Source organism: Labrys sp. Lb11 (assembly GCF_057554225.1).
This window is the reverse complement of the sequence record NZ_BAAJOT010000002.1, coordinates 649,682-668,607: the sequence shown is the minus strand read 5'-3', so window position 1 is coordinate 668,607 and position 18,926 is coordinate 649,682. Positions and strand designations below refer to the sequence as shown.

12 protein-coding genes and 1 pseudogene are annotated in these 18,926 nt (G+C 71.2%); 4 read left to right on the top strand and 9 right to left on the bottom strand.

Annotation, left to right across the window (positions count from 1 at the left end; all coding sequences use genetic code 11):
- The first annotated feature begins 52 nt into the window (after nucleotides 1-52).
- Nucleotides 53-1,015 carry a dipeptide ABC transporter ATP-binding protein gene (locus AC27L4_RS08225; RefSeq protein ID WP_487141596.1) on the top strand — a complete coding sequence of 321 codons (963 nt, stop codon included), beginning with the start codon at nucleotides 53-55 and terminating at the stop codon, nucleotides 1,013-1,015.
- Between the two features lie 376 nt (nucleotides 1,016-1,391).
- Here AC27L4_RS08225 and AC27L4_RS08220 read toward each other — a convergent pair whose 3' ends face one another.
- The gene (locus AC27L4_RS08220) at nucleotides 1,392-3,926 is read right to left on the bottom strand and encodes an Ig-like domain-containing protein (RefSeq protein ID WP_487141595.1); all 2,535 of its coding nucleotides are present in this window, start codon (nucleotides 3,924-3,926) and stop codon (nucleotides 1,392-1,394) included.
- Between the two features lie 284 nt (nucleotides 3,927-4,210).
- Between AC27L4_RS08220 and AC27L4_RS08215 the strand changes: the two genes are divergently transcribed.
- Both AC27L4_RS08215 and AC27L4_RS08210 read left to right on the top strand, forming a co-directional pair.
- Complete coding sequence (locus AC27L4_RS08215; RefSeq protein WP_487141931.1) at nucleotides 4,211-5,665, top strand: S10 family peptidase; 1,455 nt, start codon at nucleotides 4,211-4,213, stop codon at nucleotides 5,663-5,665.
- The gene (locus tag AC27L4_RS08210) at nucleotides 5,662-5,994 is read left to right on the top strand and encodes a hypothetical protein (RefSeq protein ID WP_487141594.1); all 333 of its coding nucleotides are present in this window, start codon (nucleotides 5,662-5,664) and stop codon (nucleotides 5,992-5,994) included. The genes AC27L4_RS08215 and AC27L4_RS08210 overlap by 4 nt, the downstream gene beginning before the upstream one ends.
- A gap of 156 nt (nucleotides 5,995-6,150) precedes the next feature.
- On the opposite strand, the pseudogene AC27L4_RS08205 reads toward AC27L4_RS08210, so the two are convergent.
- The 5 genes and pseudogenes from AC27L4_RS08205 to recD2 form a co-directional block, all read right to left on the bottom strand.
- A pseudogene (locus tag AC27L4_RS08205) lies at nucleotides 6,151-6,318 on the bottom strand (dimethylsulfonioproprionate lyase family protein); the annotation flags it as partial.
- A 424-nt stretch (nucleotides 6,319-6,742) separates the two neighbouring features.
- Nucleotides 6,743-8,116, bottom strand: coding sequence for a peptidoglycan-binding protein (locus AC27L4_RS08200; RefSeq protein ID WP_487141593.1), 1,374 nt, complete (start codon nucleotides 8,114-8,116; stop codon nucleotides 6,743-6,745).
- A 93-nt stretch (nucleotides 8,117-8,209) separates the two neighbouring features.
- The gene (locus tag AC27L4_RS08195) at nucleotides 8,210-8,656 is read right to left on the bottom strand and encodes a DUF6691 family protein (RefSeq protein ID WP_487141592.1); all 447 of its coding nucleotides are present in this window, start codon (nucleotides 8,654-8,656) and stop codon (nucleotides 8,210-8,212) included.
- Complete coding sequence (locus AC27L4_RS08190; protein ID WP_487141591.1) at nucleotides 8,653-9,063, bottom strand: YeeE/YedE family protein; 411 nt, start codon at nucleotides 9,061-9,063, stop codon at nucleotides 8,653-8,655. Before AC27L4_RS08190 ends, AC27L4_RS08195 begins: the two co-directional genes overlap by 4 nt.
- A 24-nt stretch (nucleotides 9,064-9,087) precedes the next feature.
- The gene (gene recD2, locus AC27L4_RS08185) at nucleotides 9,088-11,310 is read right to left on the bottom strand and encodes an SF1B family DNA helicase RecD2 (protein ID WP_487141590.1); all 2,223 of its coding nucleotides are present in this window, start codon (nucleotides 11,308-11,310) and stop codon (nucleotides 9,088-9,090) included.
- Nucleotides 11,311-11,502: 192 nt separating this feature from the next.
- Here recD2 and AC27L4_RS08180 point away from each other — a divergent pair, with 192 nt between their 5' ends.
- Nucleotides 11,503-11,955 carry a hypothetical protein gene (locus AC27L4_RS08180; protein ID WP_487141589.1) on the top strand — a complete coding sequence of 151 codons (453 nt, stop codon included), beginning with the start codon at nucleotides 11,503-11,505 and terminating at the stop codon, nucleotides 11,953-11,955.
- Nucleotides 11,956-11,991: 36 nt separating this feature from the next.
- Here AC27L4_RS08180 and AC27L4_RS08175 read toward each other — a convergent pair whose 3' ends face one another.
- The 3 genes from AC27L4_RS08175 to AC27L4_RS08165 form a co-directional block, all read right to left on the bottom strand.
- Entirely contained in the window at nucleotides 11,992-12,867 is an 876-nt protein-coding gene (locus AC27L4_RS08175) for a transglutaminase family protein (RefSeq protein ID WP_487141588.1), read from the bottom strand.
- Nucleotides 12,867-15,239, bottom strand: coding sequence for a circularly permuted type 2 ATP-grasp protein (locus AC27L4_RS08170; RefSeq protein ID WP_487141587.1), 2,373 nt, complete (start codon nucleotides 15,237-15,239; stop codon nucleotides 12,867-12,869). Before AC27L4_RS08170 ends, AC27L4_RS08175 begins: the two co-directional genes overlap by 1 nt.
- Before the next feature lie 318 nt (nucleotides 15,240-15,557).
- Nucleotides 15,558-18,899 (bottom strand): transglutaminase family protein, encoded by a 3,342-nt coding sequence (locus AC27L4_RS08165; protein WP_487141930.1) that lies wholly within the window; start codon nucleotides 18,897-18,899, stop codon nucleotides 15,558-15,560.
- Between the last annotated feature and the right edge of the window lie 27 nt (nucleotides 18,900-18,926).

Genomic DNA, 18,926 nt, shown 5'->3' with positions numbered 1-18,926 from the left:
TGCGGGCTGATGTTTCGGCCATGATTGCCGGCCATTGCCGGAGGGGGATGCGATGACGGCTCTTCTCGAAGCCCGCGACCTCGCCCGGTCCTACGAGGTCAAGCGCGGCCTGTTCGGCGCGACCGGCACGGTGCGGGCGCTGGCCGGAGTCAGCTTCTCGCTGCAGCCGGGAAAGACGCTGGCCGTCGTCGGCGAGTCCGGTTGCGGCAAGTCGACCCTCGCCCGCCTCCTGACCATGATCGAGCCGCCGAGCGGCGGCTCGCTGACCATCGGCGGCGTCGACCTCAAGCTCGCGACCTCGGCCCAGCGCAAGGTGCTGCGGCGCGAGATCCAGATCGTATTCCAGAACCCCTACGGTTCGCTCAATCCGCGCCAGACCATCCAGCGGGCGCTGGAGGAGCCGCTGCTGGTCAACACGCGCATGAGCGCCGCCGAGCGCCAGGATGCGGCGCTGGCGATGATGGCGCGGGTCGGGCTGCGGCCTGACCAGGCGCAGCGCTATCCGCACATGTTCTCCGGCGGCCAGCGCCAGCGCATCGCCATCGCCCGGGCGTTGATGTTGCGGCCGAAGATCCTGGTTCTGGACGAGCCGGTCTCGGCCCTTGACGTGTCGGTGCGGGCCCAGGTGCTCAACCTGCTCGGCGAGTTGCAGCAGGAGTTCGGCCTCGCCTATGTGTTCATCAGCCACGACCTGTCGGTGGTGCGTCACATCGCCGATGACGTGATGGTGATGTATCTCGGCCGCGCCGTGGAGATGGGCACACGCGAAGCCCTGTTCGCCGCCCCGCAGCACCCCTACACACGGGCGCTGATGTCGGCGACGCCGCAGGCCGATCCGGAACGGGTGCGCCAGCGTATCATCCTGCAGGGCGAGTTGCCCTCGCCCTTCGCGCCGCCCCCGGGGTGCGCCTTCAACCCGCGCTGTCCGCTGGCGATGGACGTGTGCCGCAGGGAGCGTCCGGAACTGGTGAGCAAGCAGGGCCGAGCCGTCGCCTGCTTCGCGGTGGCGGCCTGAAAGGGGCGCCGGGATGGGGCCTGCCCGGACATCTGTCTCGGCAGCGTCTCCTTGCCCGGTCGCGGCGCACCAGCGCCCGCGAAACTGCGGGGAGGTCGTGCCGCTGCGGCCGTCCTCCCGCATGTCGGAGCGACCGCACCGGCTCGCCGGTCCGGGGCTCATGATTTCCCCGCGGGGCTCCTCGTCTGGCAGGCAGGTTGAACCGGGGCCAGTCTAGAGAAAAGCGCCTTTCGGTGGAAACGCGCTTTGCTCCAACTGCTTGTTTCGACGCGTCTTTGCGACTTGACGCGATTCCGTCAAATCGCAAAACGCTTTGGCTTGCGCCTCCCGCCCGTCCCGCTTCTTCCCATCCCGCTCCAAGGCCCGGCGGCAGGACTCACAGGATGAAATCGGCTGAGGCGATGGAGGCGACGCCGGCGAGTCGCAACGCGAAGTCGGCGACGGCGTCGCCGTTGGTGTCGGCATAGACGAAGACGTCGGCGCCCTGCACCGCATAGCGCAGCTCGCCGGCTTGGCCAGTGAAAGCGGCCGTGCCGACGAAGGTGAAGGCCTGGTCGCCGGCGACGCCGGCCTGGGCATCGATCGCGGCAAGGTCGATCCTGTCGCCCTCGGCATGGCTGAAGTCGAGGATGGCGTCGTAATTGCCGACGCCTGGCCTGCTGTCGAGGGCCGACGTATAGACGAAGCTGTCGGCGCCCAGCCCGCCGATCAACTTGTCCGCCTGCGCGCCGCCGTCGAGCAGGTCGTTGCCGTCGCCACCCCTGAGGACATCCATGCCGGCGCCGCCCAGCAGGGTGTCGTCGCCGGCATTGGCGGTGAGCGAATCGTCGCCGTCGGCGCCGCTGAGGACGTTCCTGCCGCTGTTGCCGGTCAGGGTGTTGGCCAGGGCATTGCCGGTGCCGTCGATGTCGGCCGTGCCGGTCAGCACCAGGCTTTCGACATCGCCGCGGGCCTGGGCCGTGCTCGCGAGGCTGAATCCGACAGAGGCATAGACCTTGTCGAGACCGGTGCCGCCTGTCTCGTCGACGACGTCGCCGGAATTGTCGACATAATAGGTGTCGTTGCCGTTGCCGCCGAGCAGCTTGTCGGCGTCCGTGCCGCCGTTGAGCAGGTCGTTGCCGTCGCCACCCTTAAGGACATCCTTGCCGGCGCCGCCCAGCAGGGTGTCGTCGCCAGCATTGGCGGTGATCACGTCGTCACCGCCGGCGCCGCTGAGGACGTTTCTACCGCTGTTGCCGGTCAGGGCGTTGGCCAGGGTGTTACCGGCGCCGTCGATGTCGGCCGAGCCGGTCAGCACCAGGACCTCGACGGCACCGCGGGCCTGGGCCGGGTCGGCGAGGCTGAAGCCGACCGAGGCATAGACCTTGTCGAGGCCGGCGCTGCCGGTCTCGTCGACGACGTCGCCGGAATTGTCGACGTAATAGGTGTCGTTGCCGTCGCCGCCCACGAGGACGTCGGCACCTGCGCCGCCGTCGAGCCTGTCATTGCCGGCGCCGCCCTCGATCCGGTCCTGGCCGTCGTCGCCGAAGAGGGTGTCGTCGCCGGCCCCGCCCAGGATCTTGTCGGCATCAAGGCCGCCGCGGATCCGGTCGTTGCCGTCGCCGCCGAGCAGTGTGTCCCGGCCGGCGCCGCCGGTGATGGTGTCGTCGCCGCCGGCGGCATCGATGTAGGAGAACTGGCCCGGCCCGGTCGGAGCCACGATGATGTCGTTCCCGGCCGTCACCGCCAGGACCGTGACGGCGACTGTGCCCTGGGCGGTGCCGTCGCCGTTGGTCACGGCATAGGTGAACGAACCGTCGCCGGCCGGCGTGAAGCCGAAATTGCCGGCTCCATCCTGGAACAGGGTGCCGCCCGTCGGGCTGCCGAGGCCGGTGATCGTCAAGGGCGCGCCGAAGGGGCCGGTGTCGTTCGCCAGGAGGTCGGTCAGGGGCAGGATGGCGGTTGTGCCGCTCGAGACGAAAATCCGGTCGTTGCCCGGCACCGGCGCGTCCGGCGTCGGGGTGATGTCGACGGTCACCGTCGACACGCTCGTGCCTCCTTCGCTGTCGCGGATCGACACCGAGAGCGAGCGCGACAGGGGCGAGGGCTCGAACGTGTTGGTGTTGGTGTAGGTGAGCGCCTGCACCAGCGCCTGCACCCGGGCGGCGTCGGCATTCGCGTTCAGCTGCACCGTCAGGTTCTCGCCGAGGGCGCCGGTCGCTCCGAACTCAATGGTGCCGATGGCCACGCCCGACACCGAGACGATGCTTCCGGCCGACATGCCGCTGGAGAGCCGTATCGCGCTGCCGGTGCGGATGCCGAGCACGTCCTCGGCATCGACGCCGTTGGCGGTGATGGCGACGGTGACCGCGCCGTCCTTGAAATTGTCGGCGTCATCGGTGACGGTCGCGTCCTGGCCGCGGTCGAGCAGGACGGGATCATCGCCCTCCGTATAGTGCACCGTGTCGCCGGAGAGCCCGGCCACGACGGGCGGCGCATTCCCCGACCGGACCGGCGCCGAGAAGTTGAGGTCGTCGAGGATGAGGTTGCCGCCGGTATAGGTGAAGCGGACTTCGTCGATGTTGGAGCTGAGCCCCGTCACGTCGGCAAAGACGGGCACCGTGTTCGTGAAGCTCGACCCCGCGACCACGACGCCGTCGCGCAGCAGCTCGACCGTGTAGCTGCCGGCGGAGTAGACCGAAAAGGATCCGAGCCCGTTGCCGCCGGTCGGGCTGAAATTGGAGCCGTCGGCGGACTTGTAGCCGACCACATGCGTGCCGGCCCCGGTGCCGAACGACAGGTGATGGTCTGCGGTCACGCTGATCGTCGCCGCCGGATCGTCGCTGTAGAGGGTCAGGCCGAACAGAGTGACCGAACCGGTGCCGAGGTCTCCGGTGAGGCTGCTGAAGGACTGGCTGGCGGGTATGGGCACGGCGGCGTTCCCCTGTTGCGATCACCTTGCGTAACATGGCTCAGCCTGAGCGCAAAATGATTGCCGATGCCGCGAGTGCCACGAGACGCTGCTTCGGCATCGACGCCGATCCGTGGCGCCTGCGGATCGGCTCCGGGACGGCCGCGCCCTCGGGACCGGGTTGACAGCCTCGGCAGGGCTCGCTTCAGTCCGGGCTCGCCGGGGGGCCGATGAGCTCGACGAGGGATGATTTGCGCTGGATTCCGTTATGCTCCGTTCTCGCCGGCGTTCTCGCCGCCTCGCTGATGGTCGCGCCCGGCCTGGCGCAGCGCCACGAGGGCGGAGAGCCTGCCGGGGCGAGCGCTGCAGGCGGCATCCTCGGGCTGCTGCCGGCCGACGCCGTCACCGAGCACAGCCTCGATCTCGGCGGCCGGCGGCTCGACTATACGGCGACGATGGGCACGCTGGCGCTGTTCGATCCGAACGGCGAGCGGTCGGCGGCGATCGTCTACACGGCCTATGTCGCCAAGGGCGAGCCGGCCGAGACGCGCCCCGTGACCTTCGTGTTCAACGGCGGCCCGGGCGCCGCCTCCGCCTATCTGCATCTCGGCCTGGTCGGCCCCAAGGTGGCCGATCTCGGCCCGGACAGGGATGCCGCGAAGGCCCGCCTGCACGACAATCCCGACAGCTGGCTCGCCTTCACCGACCTGGTGATGATCGATCCGGTCGGGGCCGGCTGGAGCCGCGCCGCCAAATCGGACAAGGCCGGCGACCATTGGGGCGTGCGGGCGGACGCGCAGGCGCTCGCCAAGGCGGTGGCGCTCTACCTCGCCAAGACCGGCCGCACCGGCTCGCCGAAATACCTGCTCGGCGAGAGCTATGGCGGATTTCGCAGCGTGAAGGTGGCGCGGGCGCTGCAGCAGGACCAGGGCATCGTCCTCGACGGCATCGTCATGGTCTCGCCCTTCCTGGAAGGGCCGCTGCAGTTCGGCGCCAGCCGTTTCCCGCTCGGCGCCGCGCTGCAGTTGCCCTCGCTGGCGGCGGCCGAACTCGACCGCCGCGGCCGGTTCACGCCGGAAGCGCTGGCGGAGGCGGAGCGGTTCGCCCTGACCGACTATCTCACCACCCTGGCCGGACGCCCGCCGGAGGGCGAGGCCGCCGGCCGCTTCTATCGGCGCGTGGCCGAGCTCAGCGGCGTGCCGCTTGCCGACGTCGTGCGCACGCGCGGCTTCATCCGCGACGCCTATGTCAAGCGCGAGGACGAGGGGGAGAGCCGGATCGCCAGCCCCTATGACGCGGCCTCGTCCGCGCCCGACCCGTATCCGGAGTCGCTCTCCGACGACGGCCCGGATGCGGTTCTCGACGGCTATACTCAGGCGCTGGGCGGCCTGTTCGTCGGCTATGCCCGCGACGTGCTCGGCTTTCGCACGGATCTGACCTTCAACCTGCTCAACCGGGAGGTGGCCCAGAAGTGGGACTGGGGCCGGGACGGCGGGCTCGGCCAGGCGAGCATCGGCCGGGATCTGCGCGAGGCGCTGGCGCTCAATCCCGGGCTGCGCCTCCTGGTGGTGCACGGGCGCAGCGACGCGGTGACACCCTATTCGGTCAGCCGATACGTCCTCGACCACCTGCCGCCAATCGGCCCGGCGGGCCGCACCGCGCTCAAGCTCTATCCCGGCGGCCATATGTTCTATTTCACGCCCGACGCCCGCACCGCCTTCACCGCCGACGCGGCGGCCTTCTACCGCGAGGAGCGGTGAGCGGACGCTGGATCCGCCTTGCGCGGCGGCCGGCCGATGGCCTTGCCGCGGGCGGCCGCGCGATCGACCTCGTCGACGGAGTTCTCGCCTGTCCGCCCGATATCCCGGTTCGTACGCTTGCGGCCGCCCTGTTCGCGCAAGGCGTCGAGGCCGACGACGTCGTCGAAGCCGGCCCGGACCTGTCCCACCCCTGTCGCCTCATCCGCTTCGACACCCACGGCACCGTGTTCGTGATCGCCGAGCCGCTGCCCGAACTGGTCGCCCTCCTGAAGCTGCTGAAGCTGGAGAGCGCCGTGCACAAGCAGGGCTACGAGGTGGAGCGGATGTGAGCCGGGTGTTCGCCGTGGCGCGGAGGCCCGCTCAGTCGAGCGGCAGGCACCAGATCGCCAGGAACGGCTTCTCGTCCGTGCGCATGGCGTGGATGATGTTGGCGGGGTGTGGATCAGCCCGCCGATGCCGGGGCGGTTCCAGGCGCCCGCCTCCTGTCACCATTGGCCGCCAGACAGGGCGATGTAGAGCTCTTCCGGCGGATGCCGATGGTCGGGATAGGTGGTGTGGGGCGCCATCACGGATACGCCGATCTCCACCGTGTCGCTCGGCGCGATCCCGCCCGGACCGATGATCATCGCGTCGGCGTAGGCCTCGGCCAGGGAGGCAGGGTGGGGTCGCCGCGGCTATGCCGGCGCAGCTCCGGCTCGATGGCGCGAAACGCGGCGGCGGACGGGCGCTTCGGCTGCGTCGAGCTCGCGATGGCACCGGTCGAGATGCGCGCATGCCGGAGGCCGTGGCGTCCGGGCCGGCGATCGATCCGCCGCGCCGCCATGGGCACCGGCGAAGATCGGGCGACAGGCCGCCTCCTGCGGACCCTTGTCCCCGGCGCGAACCACCATCGCGGCTTGCAGAACCTCCAGGAAGGCACCGAGGCTCGGGGGCGCGGCCGAAGGCATCGTCGAGAAATTCCCTGCTGCGACAGCTTTAGCACGAAGCTGCGGTCGGACAACGCCCTCGGAGCCGGCCGACGCGCCCGCGGCTTCGGCCGGGGAAGACTGCGCTGGCGATCGTGCGATGGCGGATCGGCTATGTCCCCGGCGTGCAGGTCAGCGCCACCGCGGCGCCGGCGGGATCGCCGCTCTCCGCCGTGGCGAGCGCCGCGCCGTTGGCGCGCAGGAAGGCGGAGAGGAACAGGGGCTTCAGCGCCACGGGGGCGGCGTCCGAGGCGACCAGGCCGGCGAGGGCGCCCTTGGCGTCGAACACGCCGCCGGGCGTGGCGGCGGCGAGGGTCAGGCGGCGCGTGTCGTCGCCCGGGCCGGCCAGGGCGGCGACCGTGGTGGCGCTGCGGCCGCCGGAGCCGATCACGTCCACCGCTTCGCCCACGCCGAGCGGGGCGAGGCGCAGCGGCAGGGGCGCAGCCTTGGCCGGCGCCGGCAGGCGGACGAGGGCCGGGCCGTTGGCGGCGTCGCCGGCCACCACCCGCGCCTTGGCGCCGTCGGCCGTGGCCACCGTGGTGCAGCCGGCGACGAGCGCGGCCGAGGTCAGCACGTCGCCCCTGGACGACACGAGGAAGCCGACGCCGCTCTTCGGCGTAGGCGGGGCGCCGGCCGCGAGCGGCACGGGCGGGCCGGCCGGCTTGGCGGGGGGCGGCGGGGTCGCCGGAGCCTGCTGGGCCGGCTGCTGCAGCGCGGCCGGGGCCTGCGGCGGCGCTCCCTCCAGCGTCAGGGAGCCCGCCATGGCGATCGGGATGCGGTCGAAGCCCGGCGACAGCGTTGGATCCCAGCCGACGACGAAGCCGCGGCTGTCGCTGCCGGTCCTGAGGAAGCGCATGTAGAAGCTCATGCCGTCGACCGTGCCGGAGATGACGAAGAAATCCGGCCGGAGCAGCGAATAGGGCACCTTGCGGCCGGGCCGCTCGGCCTTGAGCCGGGCGAACAACGCCTCGAACGCCTCCTCGGCGACGGGATAGCGCAGGATGTCGACGGTGACGTTGCCGGTGGGGGAGGCGTATTTGACGCCGTGCTCGGTCGGCGTCTTCTTCGTCAGCAGCTTGGCGGGATAGCCGACCGTGACGCCCTGGGCGGTGACGGCCTTGAAGCCATAGGCGGCAAGGGCCTTGGCGGCAGCCTTGCCGAGCTGGTCGCGTTCGGCCGGCAGCAGGATGCCGGTGTCCTTGGTCTTGAGCCGCTTCTGGAAGGCGCGGATGCCGTCATAAGTCCGCTTGCCGAACTCGCCGGAGGCCAGGCTGTTGAGGTCGCCCGTCCAGATCAGGTCGCGCTGGATGGCGGCGACGGCCTCGGGGCCGAGCGCGTCGGCCGCGGTCTTGGCGAGGTCGAAGCCGGCGTCGGCCGGCTTGGCCGCGGCGGGCTTGGGGGCATCCGCCGGCTTGGTCTGGGCCAGGGCCGGCCCGGCGCTTGCGGCGGCGAGCATCGCCAGACCGAGGGCCATCGTCATCCGCATCGTTTCTCTCCAACACCGCCGCCGGATTCGCGCGTGACCTTACCCAAGGATGTGGCGGCGACAAAGTGCGCGGCGGAACAGGCGGATGCGCAATCAGGTGCCGGATCGGTCGCGGCGGGCGGCGAACCAGCGGTCGTGCGCCACCATGCCGACGAGCATGGCGGCCACGAACAGGATCGTCGGCGGCAGGCCGAGGCTCAGCGAGGCAAGCGCCGGCCCGGGGCAGAAGCCGGCCATGCCCCAGCCGACGCCGAACAGCGCCGAGCCGAGGATGAGCGGCCGGTCGATACGCGTGGCCGCCGGCATATGGAACGTCTGGTCGAGCAGCGGCCCTCGCATGCGGCGCGATAGCCCGACGCCGATGAAGGCGACGGCGACCGCGCCGGCGAGGACGAAGGCGAGGCTCGGATCCCAGGCGCCGCCGATGTCGAGGAAGCCGCGCACGCGCACGGGGTCGAGCATGCCGGAGAGCGACAGGCCGAAGCCGAAGAGCGCGCCCGAGACCCCCGCGGCCAGGATGCGGAGCGGCGCGGCGTTCATAGCCCGGCCATCCGCATCGCGGTGACGGTGGCGACGCCCGTTGCCAGGAAGGTGGCGACGGCGGCCATGGATCGCGGCGACAGGCGGGCGAGGCCGAGGACGCCGTGGCCGCTGGTGCAGCCCGAGCCCATGCGGGTGCCGAAGCCGACGAGGAGGCCGGCCAGGACGATCAGCGGCCAGGACACCGGAATGGTTACCGCCGGCCAGCGGCCGAAGGCGGCGAGGAAGAGCAGCGGACCCGCCATGAGGCCGGCCACGAAGGCGGCGTTGACCGGGACCTGGGCGCCCTGGGCAAGGCGGCCGACGATGCCGCTGATGCCGGCGATGCGGCCGTTGACGAGCAGCAGCATGGCGGCGGAAAGGCCGATCAGCATGCCGCCGAGGAGCGAGGGCCAGTAGGATGTCATGGCGAGCCTCCGTCGGTGCCGGCGTCAGGATGCCAGCTTCTCGCGCAGCCGCGTCCAGCGCTTGCGCCCCATGGCATCCTCGGCCGCCATGCGCAGCGCCCGCCGTTCCGTGACCAGCACCACCAGGCGCTTGCCGCGCGTGATGGCGGTGTAGAGCAGGTTTCGCGCCAGCATGGGGTAGTGGCCGTTGGCGAGCGCGATCACCACGGCCGGATATTCCGAGCCCTGGGCCTTGTGGATGGTGGTGGCGTAGGCCGGCACCAGGCTGTCGAGCTGGTCGGCGGTGTAGAGCACGTCGCGGCCGTCATAGCTGACCGTGAGCGTGCCGGCGCGCGGGTCCGTCGACTTGACGTAGCCGATGTCGCCGTTGAACACCTCCTTCTCATAGTCGTTGTCGGTCTGCATCACCTTGTCCTGCGGGGCGAAGGTGCCGAACTCGCGGACGATGGCGCCCTCCCGGGCCGGGTTCAGCACTTCGCGCAGCGCCTGGGTCAGGGCGAGCGAGCCGAGCGGACCGCGGTTCATCGGCGTCAGCACCTGGACCTCGCGCACGGGGTCGAGGCCGAAGCGGCGCGGCAGGCGGCTGGTGACGATCTCGACGATCTTCTGCACGCCGTCCTCGGCCGAGTTCATCTCGACCACGAAGAAGTCGCCCTCGTCCGGGCTTCTCGCACCCTCGGGCACGACGCCCTCGTTCACGGCATGGGCGGCGGCGATGATCCGGCTCTCGCCGGCCTGGCGGAACACCTCGGTCAGCCGCACCACGGTGACGGCCTCGGAGGCGATGATGTCGGCCAGCACCTGGCCCGGCCCGACCGAGGGCAACTGGTCGGAATCGCCGACCAGGATCAGCGCCGCATGCGGCGGCAGGGCGTCGAGCAGGGCCTGCATCAGCTCCGCATCGATCATGCTCGCCTCGTCGGCGATGACGAGGTCGATGCCGAGCGGGTAGCTCCTCTGGCGGCGGAACTGCCCGGTGACAGGGTCGATCTCCAGCAGGCGGTGGATGGTCTTGGCTTCCCGGCCGGTGCTCTCGGACATGCGCTTGGCGGCGCGACCGGTGGGCGCGCACAGGGCGACGTCGACCTCGCGCGCCTCCAGCGCCTTGAGGATGGTGTCGATGATGGTGGTCTTGCCGACGCCGGGGCCGCCGGTGATCACCAGGCATTTGGAGGCGAGGGCGGTCTCGACCGCCAGGGCCTGCGCCGGGGCGAGGCGCTTGCCGGTGCGCGCCTCGGCCGCCAGCACCGCATGCGACAGGCCGTCCTGCCGCCAGGGCGGATGGCCGCCCGCCAGGAGCTTCAGCCGCTCGGCGACGGCGTTCTCGGCCTTCCACAGCGGCGGCAGGAAGTAGGACGGCTTGCCCTCGATGGTGTCGGCGATGATGGTGCGCGTCTGCAGGAAGCGGGAGGTGGCCTCATCGAGCAGGCTGTCGTCGACCCCGAGCAACCGGGCGGCACGCTCGAACAGAACCTCGCGCGGCACGCCGCAATGGCCGTTCATCGCGCCTTCCTGCAGGGCGGAATAGAGCCCGGCCGCCAGCCGTGCCGGATCCTCGCGCTCGCGCCCCAGGCTCATGGCGAACTGGTCGGCGGTCTGGAAGTCGAAACCCTTGATCTCGCGGGCGAGGCGATAGGGGTCTTCCCGGATCAGCTCGATGGCCCGCGGCCCGAACACCTTCTGCACCTTGGCGGCCCGGGTCGGGCCGAGGCCGTGCTCGGTGAGGAAGAGCAGCACGTCGCGGAAGCCCTGCTGCGCCGTCCAGCCCTCGCGGATGCGCCGCACCCGCTCGGCGGAGAGGCCCGGCACGGCGGCAAGCCGTTCGGGCTCCGAGTCCAGCACCTTCAGCGTGTCGCGGCCAAAGGCTGCGACCAGCTTCTTGGCGGTCTCCTGGCCGATGCCGCGCACCAGGCCGGAGGCGAGATAGCGCTCGATGCCGCTGGCGGAGGCCGGCGGCGTGGTCTCGATCGTATCGGCCTTGAACTGCGGGCCGCGGTCGCGGTCGATCACCCATTGGCCGGTGGCTTCCAGCCGCTCGCCCGGCGCCACGGCGGCGATGCGGCCGACGACGGTTGCCAGATCCTTGCGGCCCTTGGCTTTGACCCGGAGCACGGCAAAGCCGTTCTCCTCGTTGTGGTAGGTGACGCGGTCGATGACGCCCGACAGCGTGCGTTCCGCCGGAGCCTCGCCCGGCTGCGCCGCCTGCCGCTGAGCGCCCGAATCGCGCTGGAACTGCCTGTCTGCCATGGCTCTCAGGATGGGCAGACGCGCCGGGAATGTCGAGGCCGGAGCATCCTCGTGCGTCCGTCCGCGACGTCCGATCGGGCGCCGTTGGCAAAGCCCGCTGTAACAAAGGTAACACCACATGGTCAGGGGGACGCGGCCTGTGTGAAGCGGCACAGATCTGGGCCGGCGGCGGGCCTAGAACCGGACATGCCCATGCTGAGCCGGACCCCGGCCATTGGGATTCCGACAATTCAATCCAACCGAAGAGGTTCAGACATGCTTCGCCATGCATTGCTGGCCGTCGCCGCTTCCGTTGCGTTGTCCGGCGCCGCCAATGCCGGGACGACCGGTCATTCCGCGCTTCTGGCCACCGTTACGACCTACAAGCCGATCCAGGGTTTCAGCCAGATCGTCGGCGACAAACGTTTCATCGGCTATTTCCTGCCGGAAAACGGCGCCTGCTCCGTAACCGTCATGGTGGCGCTCGCGAACGACGAGCGCCTGGTGATGGCTCCGCAGCGCGTCACCCTCACCATCAAGGCGGCCGACCGCGCCGAGGTCGCTGCCGGCAACGGCGATGCCCTCGGCATCGCCTGCACGGCCGATGCCGACCGCATCGTCGTGGCGCCGCTGACGCTGCCGCATTCGGGAGCGCCGATCAACTGAGGGCACGGGCGGCGACGCATCCGTGGCGCCGGCCTCTCAATCCGGCGCCACGTCGACGGAAACGCGCAGGGTGTGGCCGGCCGATGCCATGATCACGCCGTCCACCGGAGCGACGTCGGCATAGTCGCGGCCGACGGCGAGGCGGATATGGTCCTCGCCGGCGAGGACGGCGTTGGTCGGGTCGAGGTCGACCCAGCCGGCGGCGCCGCCGCACCAGGCCGAGACCCAGGCATGGGTGGCGTCGGCGCCGATCAGGCGCGGCTGGCCCGGCGGCGGGCGGGTTCTGAGATAGCCGCTGACATAGGCGGCCGGGACGCCGAGCCCGCGCAGGCCGGCGATCATCCAATGGGCGAAGTCCTGGCAGACGCCGTGTCGGCGCTCGGCCAGTGTCTCGAGCGGGGTGGAGACGTCGGTGGCGCCGGCATCGTAGACGAACTCGTCCCGGATTCGCGTCATCAGCTCGACGGCAGCATCCAGCACCGGTCGCCCGGGGGCGAAGGACACCCGCGCATAATCCCGTGCCGCGGCGAGCAGCGGCACATGTCGGCTGGGGAAGAGGCCGTGGACCGGCGCGGTGCGCGACAGGTCGGCCATGGCGAGGGCTTCGCAGGCCGCTTCCTCCCAGGCCGGCGTCAGCAGGGCGTGCGGCGGCTCGAACGGCTGCACCTCGACCCGCACCCGCGACTCGAAGCGGTGCCGCGCCGCCGGCTCGGAGAAGCGGACGTGAGTGGTGCGGTTGCCGAAGAAGTCCTGCGTCTCGACATATTCGACGGGGTGCGGGTCGATGGCCAGAGACGCCGACAGCACATGCTGCCGGCCCTCGGTGGCGGGCAGGAGGTGGAGCACGCAGCGCCCCGAGGAGACGTCGGCGGGGTAGCTGTAGAGAGTGGTGTGGCGCACGGTATAGCGCATCAGCCCAGGCCTTCCTGCGTCTCCACCGGAGCCTCGCCCTGGCCGAAGTAGCGGGCCGTGACTTCGTCGGAGAGGGCGAAGAGCCGGTTCTCGATCGACAGGATCATCGTCTCGTCCACATCCCGGGCTTCGCTGACCTCGACGGCTGTCCTCAGGGTGCGGATGGTCTTGCCCGGCGGGTCGATGCTGCCCTCGCCGGCGAGGTCGGGAAGGTGGGCGAGGTGGTCGGCCAGGCGTTCCAGCTGGAACGCCACGGAGCGCGGATTGCCGTCGTCGAGCAGGACCAGGTCGAGCACCGGCAGGCGCAGCGTGCCCATCAGGTAACGGGCGCGATAGGTGATGCGGCTGTCGGTGACCTTCAGCAGGGCGTCGAGGGCGCCCTCGGAGGCGTCGGGATCGGCGAGCCGCCGCGCCATGCGGCAAGTGAGGGCGCCGCGCTCGATGCGCCGCCCGATCTGCATGAAGCGCCAGCCGGAGATGCGGTTCATGTTCTCCTGCGCCAGGCCCGACAGGGCGGCGAGGACGCGCAGCGCCCGGTCGGCTCGGTCGACCGGCGCAAGCTCGGCGTCGTCCTCGATGCCCTGGCGCAGGTCGGCCAGGGCACGGGTGGCGTCGGGCGACAGGCGTTCGCGGATGACCGAGGCGGTGCGGCCGGCGGCTCGCACCATCACCGGCACCGCGCCGATACCCTCGCCGCCGAGGGCCTGGCGGACGACCTCGTCGGCGTCGACGGTGAGGCCGCCGCCGAGCCGGGCCAGCACCTTGCGCGGGGCGGCGAGGTTGTCGGCGTCGCGCGCCGCAGCGCCCCAGGAGATCAGCAGGTTGGCGAGGCGCGCCGGGGCGTCGCCGGTTTCGTCCGGTGCCTCCACGGCGAGCTCGGCCAGGGCGCGCACCAGGCGCAGCGTCGCTTCGATGCGCTCGAGATAGCGCCCGAACCAGAACAGGTTGTCGGCGGCGCGGCTCGGCAGATGGCCGAGGCGGCGGCGAATGGCGACGCGGCCGGGCTGGGGCAGCAGCGACACGGTCTCGACCGGACCGTCGGCGGTGACCCAGACGTCGGCGGAACGGCCGCCGCGCTGCATGGAGAGGGCGTGGGCATCGCCGCTGTCGGCGACGCGGCAGAAGCCGCCATGCATGACGCGCCAGCCCTGCGGCGTGGCGACGGCGAAGACACGCAGGGTGAAGGGGCGCGGCTCCAGCCGGTCGCCGGTCCACACCGGCATGGTGGAGAGCTTGACCACCTCCTGCGCCACGATGTCGAGGGCGTGGGCTTCGACCAGTCCGTCGAGGCCGGCGGCCGGTGGGCCGCCGTCGCGCGCCAGCCCGGGCAGCGGCCGGGCGAAGGCGGGCGACACCGCCAGTTCGCCGAGGCGCTCGCGCACCCCGGCGCGCACCGTCGCATCGCCGCACCACCAGGTGGCGACATTGGGCAGGAGCAGATCCTCGCCCAGGAGGCGTCGCGCCAGGGCCGGAATGAAGGCCAGCATGGCGCGGGCCTCGACCAGGCCGGCGCCGAGGCTGTTGGCGAGCGCCACCGAGCCGGCACGCACCGCCTGCACCAGTCCGGGCACGCCGATGCGCGAGGACGAGGCGAGCTCGAGCGGGTCGCAATATTCGGCGTCGAGGCGGCGCAGCAGCACGTCGATGCGCTTCAGCCCCTCGATGGTGCGGACATAGACGACATCGTCCTGCACGGTGAGGTCGCCGCCCTCGACCAGCAGGAAACCGAGATAGCGGGCGAGATAGGCGTGCTCGAAATAGGTCTCATTGGCCGGTCCGGGCGTCAGCAGCCCGATGCGCGAGCCCTCGCGCCCGGCCTTGGCGGCGAGGGCGCTGCGCATGGCCTGGAAGAAACCGGCAAGCCGTTCGACATGCATGTCGCGATAAAGGGCGGGCAGGGCGCTGGAGATGGCCAGCCGGTTCTCCACGGCATAGCCCATGCCGGACGGCGCTTGGCAGCGATCGCCGAGCACCCACCAGCGTCCGTCCCGGGCGCGGGCGAGATCGACGGCATGGACCAGCAGATGCTCGCCGCCCTTCTGCATCACCCCGGCGAGCGGGCGCAGGAAGGCGGGGTTGCCGGCGACGACGGCGGCCGGCAGCGCACCCTCGCGCACCAGCCGGGCCGGGCCGTAGAGGTCGGCCAGGATCATTTCCAGCAGCCGGGCGCGCTGGATCACGCCGGCCTCGATGCCACGCCATTCCGTGGCCGGGATGACCAGCGGCACATGGGCGAGCGGCCAGGGCCGCTCGCCGCCGTCCTCTGCATCATAGATGCGGTAGTAGACGCCGGAGTCCCGCAGATGCCGGTCGGCCCGGGCAAAGCGCTGCCGCACGCCCGCGCTGCCGGCGCGGGCAAGGTCGGCGAGCACCGGTGCCCAATGCGTGCGGACCTGCCCGCGCGCATCGACGAGCTCATCCGCAGTATCGGCAATAGGTGAGTAGCCGGCTAACAGGCGGCTCCAGGCCGCGGATTTAGGGGCGGAGAGCATGGGCGGGCGCTGCGGCCCCAGGGGCCTGTTCGCGAACGGGTGAAACGGTTGGGCGTCGAGCCTGGCGCCTGTGCGGGACGCCGCAGCTCCAGCCTCGCGGCGACGCCGGAGTCATTCCGGCTTGACGGGGGAAGGGATCGGCTGGCGTCGCGCCTGAAGCAGTCGACTGCCGGCCTGCCGGCGGTGCGGTGCGAGCCCTCATCCGCGCGGCCGCCGCAGATCCAGGGTCAGCGGGAATTCGAGCGAGGGCTCGAGCGGCGGCGGGGCGATCGGGCCGGGCGTGTGGCCGATGCTCTCGAAGCGGGCCAGGCGCCGGGCCTCGGCCTCGTAGGCGTTGACCGGGAAGGTATCGTGGCTGCGCCCGCCGGGATGGGCGACGTGATAGACGCAGCCGCCCAGCGAGCGGTTCGACCATCCGTCGATCACGTCGAAGGTGAGCGGCGCATGCACGGGAATGGCCGGATGCAGGCCGGAGGCGGGCTGCCAGGCCTTGAAGCGCACGCCCGCCACCGCCTCGTCGGCACGGCCCGTCGGCTTCAGCGGCACGCGGCGGCCGTTGCAGGCGACGACATGGCGCTGCGGATTGAAGCCGTCGATCTTGACCTGCAGGCGCTCGACGGAGCTGTCGACGTAGCGCACGGTGCCGCCGGCCGCGCCCTCTTCGCCCAGGACATGCCAGGGCTCGAGCGCCTGGCGGATCTCGATGTCGACGCCATGGCGGTCGACGCTGCCGCAGAGCGGGAAGCGGAACTCGCGCTGCGCCTCGTACCAGACGGGGTCGAAGGCGTAGCCGGCGCGGTCGAGGTCGCCCAGCACCTCCAGGAAATCCGCCCAGACGAAATGCGGCAGCATGAAGCGGTCGTGCAGCGACGTGCCCCAGCGGGTGAAGCCGCCGGTCTGCGGCTCGCGCCAGAACCAGGCGACCAGCGCCCGCAACAGCAGTTGCTGGGCCAGGCTCATGCGGTGGTCCGGCGGCATCTCGAAGGAGCGGAACTCCAAAAGGCCGAGCCGGCCGGCGGTGCCGTCGGGCGAATAGAGCTTGTCGATGCAGATCTCGGAGCGGTGGGTGTTGCCGGTGACGTCGACCAGGAGGTTGCGGAACAGGCGGTCGACCAGCCAGGGCGGCGGGGTCAGGCCGCCGGGGCCTTCGACCTGCGCCAGGGCGATCTCCAGTTCGTAGAGGCCGTCGTGCCGGGCCTCGTCGATGCGGGGCGCCTGGCTGGTCGGGCCGATGAACAGGCCGGCGAACAGGTAGGAGAGCGAGGGGTGGCGCTGCCAGTACAGCACCAGGCTCTTCAAGAGGTCCGGGCGGCGCAGGAACGGGCTGTCGGCCGGCGTCGAGCCGCCGAGCACCACGTGGTTGCCGCCGCCGGTGCCGACATGGCGGCCGTCGACCATGAACTTCTCGGCGCCGAGGCGGGTCTGGCGCGCATCCTCGTAGAGCGTCTGCGTGATGCGCACGCAGTCGCGCCAGGAGGAGGCGGGCTGGACGTTGACCTCGATCACGCCGGGATCGGGCGTCACCTTGATCACGTCGATGCGCGGGTCGAAGGGCGGGGGATAGCCCTCGATGTGGACGGCGAGATCCTCCGCCTCGGCGGTGTCCTCGACCGCGGCCAGCAGGTCCAGGTAGTCCTCGATGGTCTTCACCGGCGGCATGAAGGCGCAGAGCACGCCGTCGCGCATCTCGAAGGCGATGGCGGTGCGCACCACGCCGAACACCATGTCGGCGGCCGCCTCCTGCCCGACCTGCTGCTGGCGGACTTCGGCGGGGGCCTCGACCTTGCGATGGGGCTGGCTGAGGGCGTCGCGCGTCGGCAGGTCGCCGCGCGGGGCGAGCGGGTCGGCCTCGACCATGTAGGGATAGGAGGCGGCGGGAACATGGGGCAGGGAGGACAGCGGCATGCGGAAGCCGACCGGCGAATCCCCGGGCACCAGGAACAGCCGGCCGCGCCTGAGCCTCCAGTGCTCGCTGATCCAGTCGCCGCCGCCGCGCGCATCGGCGTTCCACTTCTGCACCGGCAGGACATAGCCGGCCGGCTGGTCGAAGCCGCGGTCGAAGACGCGGGCGATGCGGGCCCGCTCCTCAGGGTCCTTCAGCCGGGAATCGATCGGGTCGACATTGTCGGGCAGGCTGGCTTCCTGCATCAGCCAGTGCGCCGTGTCCTCGTAGGCGGGGACGACATAGTCGGAGCCGATGCCGAGCCGCTCGGCGACGCCCTGGGCCAGGATGCGGATCGGCCGCGGATCCTCCCGGCGGCGCTGGCCGTTCCGGGGCGGCCCGGGTTCGCGGGCGATGCGCTCGGGGTTGCGCCAGATCGGCTGGCCGTCCTTGCGCCAGTAGAGCGCGAAGGCCCAGCGCGGCAGGCTTTCTCCGGGATACCACTTGCCCTGGCCGTGATGCAGGAAGCCGCCGGGGGCGAAGGAGGCCTGAAGGCGGCGAACCAGCGAGTCGGCGAGGCCCCGCTTGGCCGGACCGACGGCGGCGGTGTTCCATTCCTCGCCCTGATAGTCGTCGATCGAGACGAAGGTCGGCTCGCCGCCGAGGGTCAGGCGCACGTCCTGCGCAGCGAGATCGCGATCGACGATCTCGCCGAGGGCGTCGAGGGCCTGCCAGCTCGCCTCCGAGAAGGGCAGGGTGATGCGCGGGGTTTCGGCGATGCGCGTCACGCTCATCTCGAAGCCGAACTCGGTGTTCACCGGGCCGAAGGCGCTGATCGAGCCGGTGATCGGCGCGGCCGAGCCGTAATGCGGCGTCGAGGCGAGCGGGATGTGGCCCTCGCCGGTGAGCAGGCCGGAGGTGGGGTCGAGGCCGATCCAGCCGGCGCCGGGGATATAGGCCTCGCACCAGGCGTGCAGGTCGGTGAAGTCGGTGTCGGTGCCGCGCGGGCCGTCCAGCGCCTTGAGGTCGTGCTTGAGCTGGATGAGATAGCCGGAGACGAAGCGGGCGGCGATGCCCAGGCGCCGCAGGATCTGCACCATGAGCCAGCCGGTGTCGCGGCAGGAGCCGGAGCCCAGCGTCAGCGTCTCGTCCGGGGTCTGCACGCCCGGCTCCATGCGCACGGTGTAGGAGATGTCCTGCTGCAGCCGCTGGTTCAGGTCGACCAGGAAGTTGACGGTGCTGGGGGCGCTCCTGTCGACCGTGGCCATGAAGGCGTCGAGCGGGCCGCCGGCCGGATCGAGCTCGAGATAGGGCGCGAGTTCGTGCTTCAACTCGGCCGGATAGGCGAAGGGGAATTTTTCGGCGGTCTCCTCGACGAAGAAGTCGAACGGGTTGACCACGGCCATGTCGGCGACGAGGTCGACCTGGATGTCGAGGCGGGTGGCCTGCTCGGGAAAGACCAAGCGGGCCAGCCAGTTGCCGTGCGGGTCCTGCTGCCAGTTGATGAAGTGCCCGGCCGGCTCGACCTTCAGCGCATAGCTGATGATCCGGGTGCGCGCGTGGGGGGCCGGCCGCAGGCGGATGACCTGGGGGCCGAGCGAGACCGGACGGTCGTAGCTGTAGGTGGTGCGGTGATGCAGCGCTGCGACGATCGACAAGGAACAGGCCCGCGAGAAGGTTGTACG

What these genes read in the sequence shown, in the direction of transcription:
- AC27L4_RS08225 (WP_487141596.1), top strand. Translation starts at nt 53, where the DNA reads ATGACGGCTCTTCTCGAAGCCCGCGACCTCGCCCGGTCCTACGAGGTC.
- AC27L4_RS08215 (WP_487141931.1), top strand. Translation starts at nt 4,211, where the DNA reads ATGGTCGCGCCCGGCCTGGCGCAGCGCCACGAGGGCGGAGAGCCTGCC.
- AC27L4_RS08200 (WP_487141593.1), bottom strand. Translation starts at nt 8,116, where the DNA reads ATGCGGATGACGATGGCCCTCGGTCTGGCGATGCTCGCCGCCGCAAGC.
- AC27L4_RS08195 (WP_487141592.1), bottom strand. Translation starts at nt 8,656, where the DNA reads ATGAACGCCGCGCCGCTCCGCATCCTGGCCGCGGGGGTCTCGGGCGCG.
- AC27L4_RS08190 (WP_487141591.1), bottom strand. Translation starts at nt 9,063, where the DNA reads ATGACATCCTACTGGCCCTCGCTCCTCGGCGGCATGCTGATCGGCCTT.
- recD2 (WP_487141590.1), bottom strand. Translation starts at nt 11,310, where the DNA reads ATGGCAGACAGGCAGTTCCAGCGCGATTCGGGCGCTCAGCGGCAGGCG.
- AC27L4_RS08180 (WP_487141589.1), top strand. Translation starts at nt 11,503, where the DNA reads ATGCTGAGCCGGACCCCGGCCATTGGGATTCCGACAATTCAATCCAAC.
- AC27L4_RS08175 (WP_487141588.1), bottom strand. Translation starts at nt 12,867, where the DNA reads ATGCGCTATACCGTGCGCCACACCACTCTCTACAGCTACCCCGCCGAC.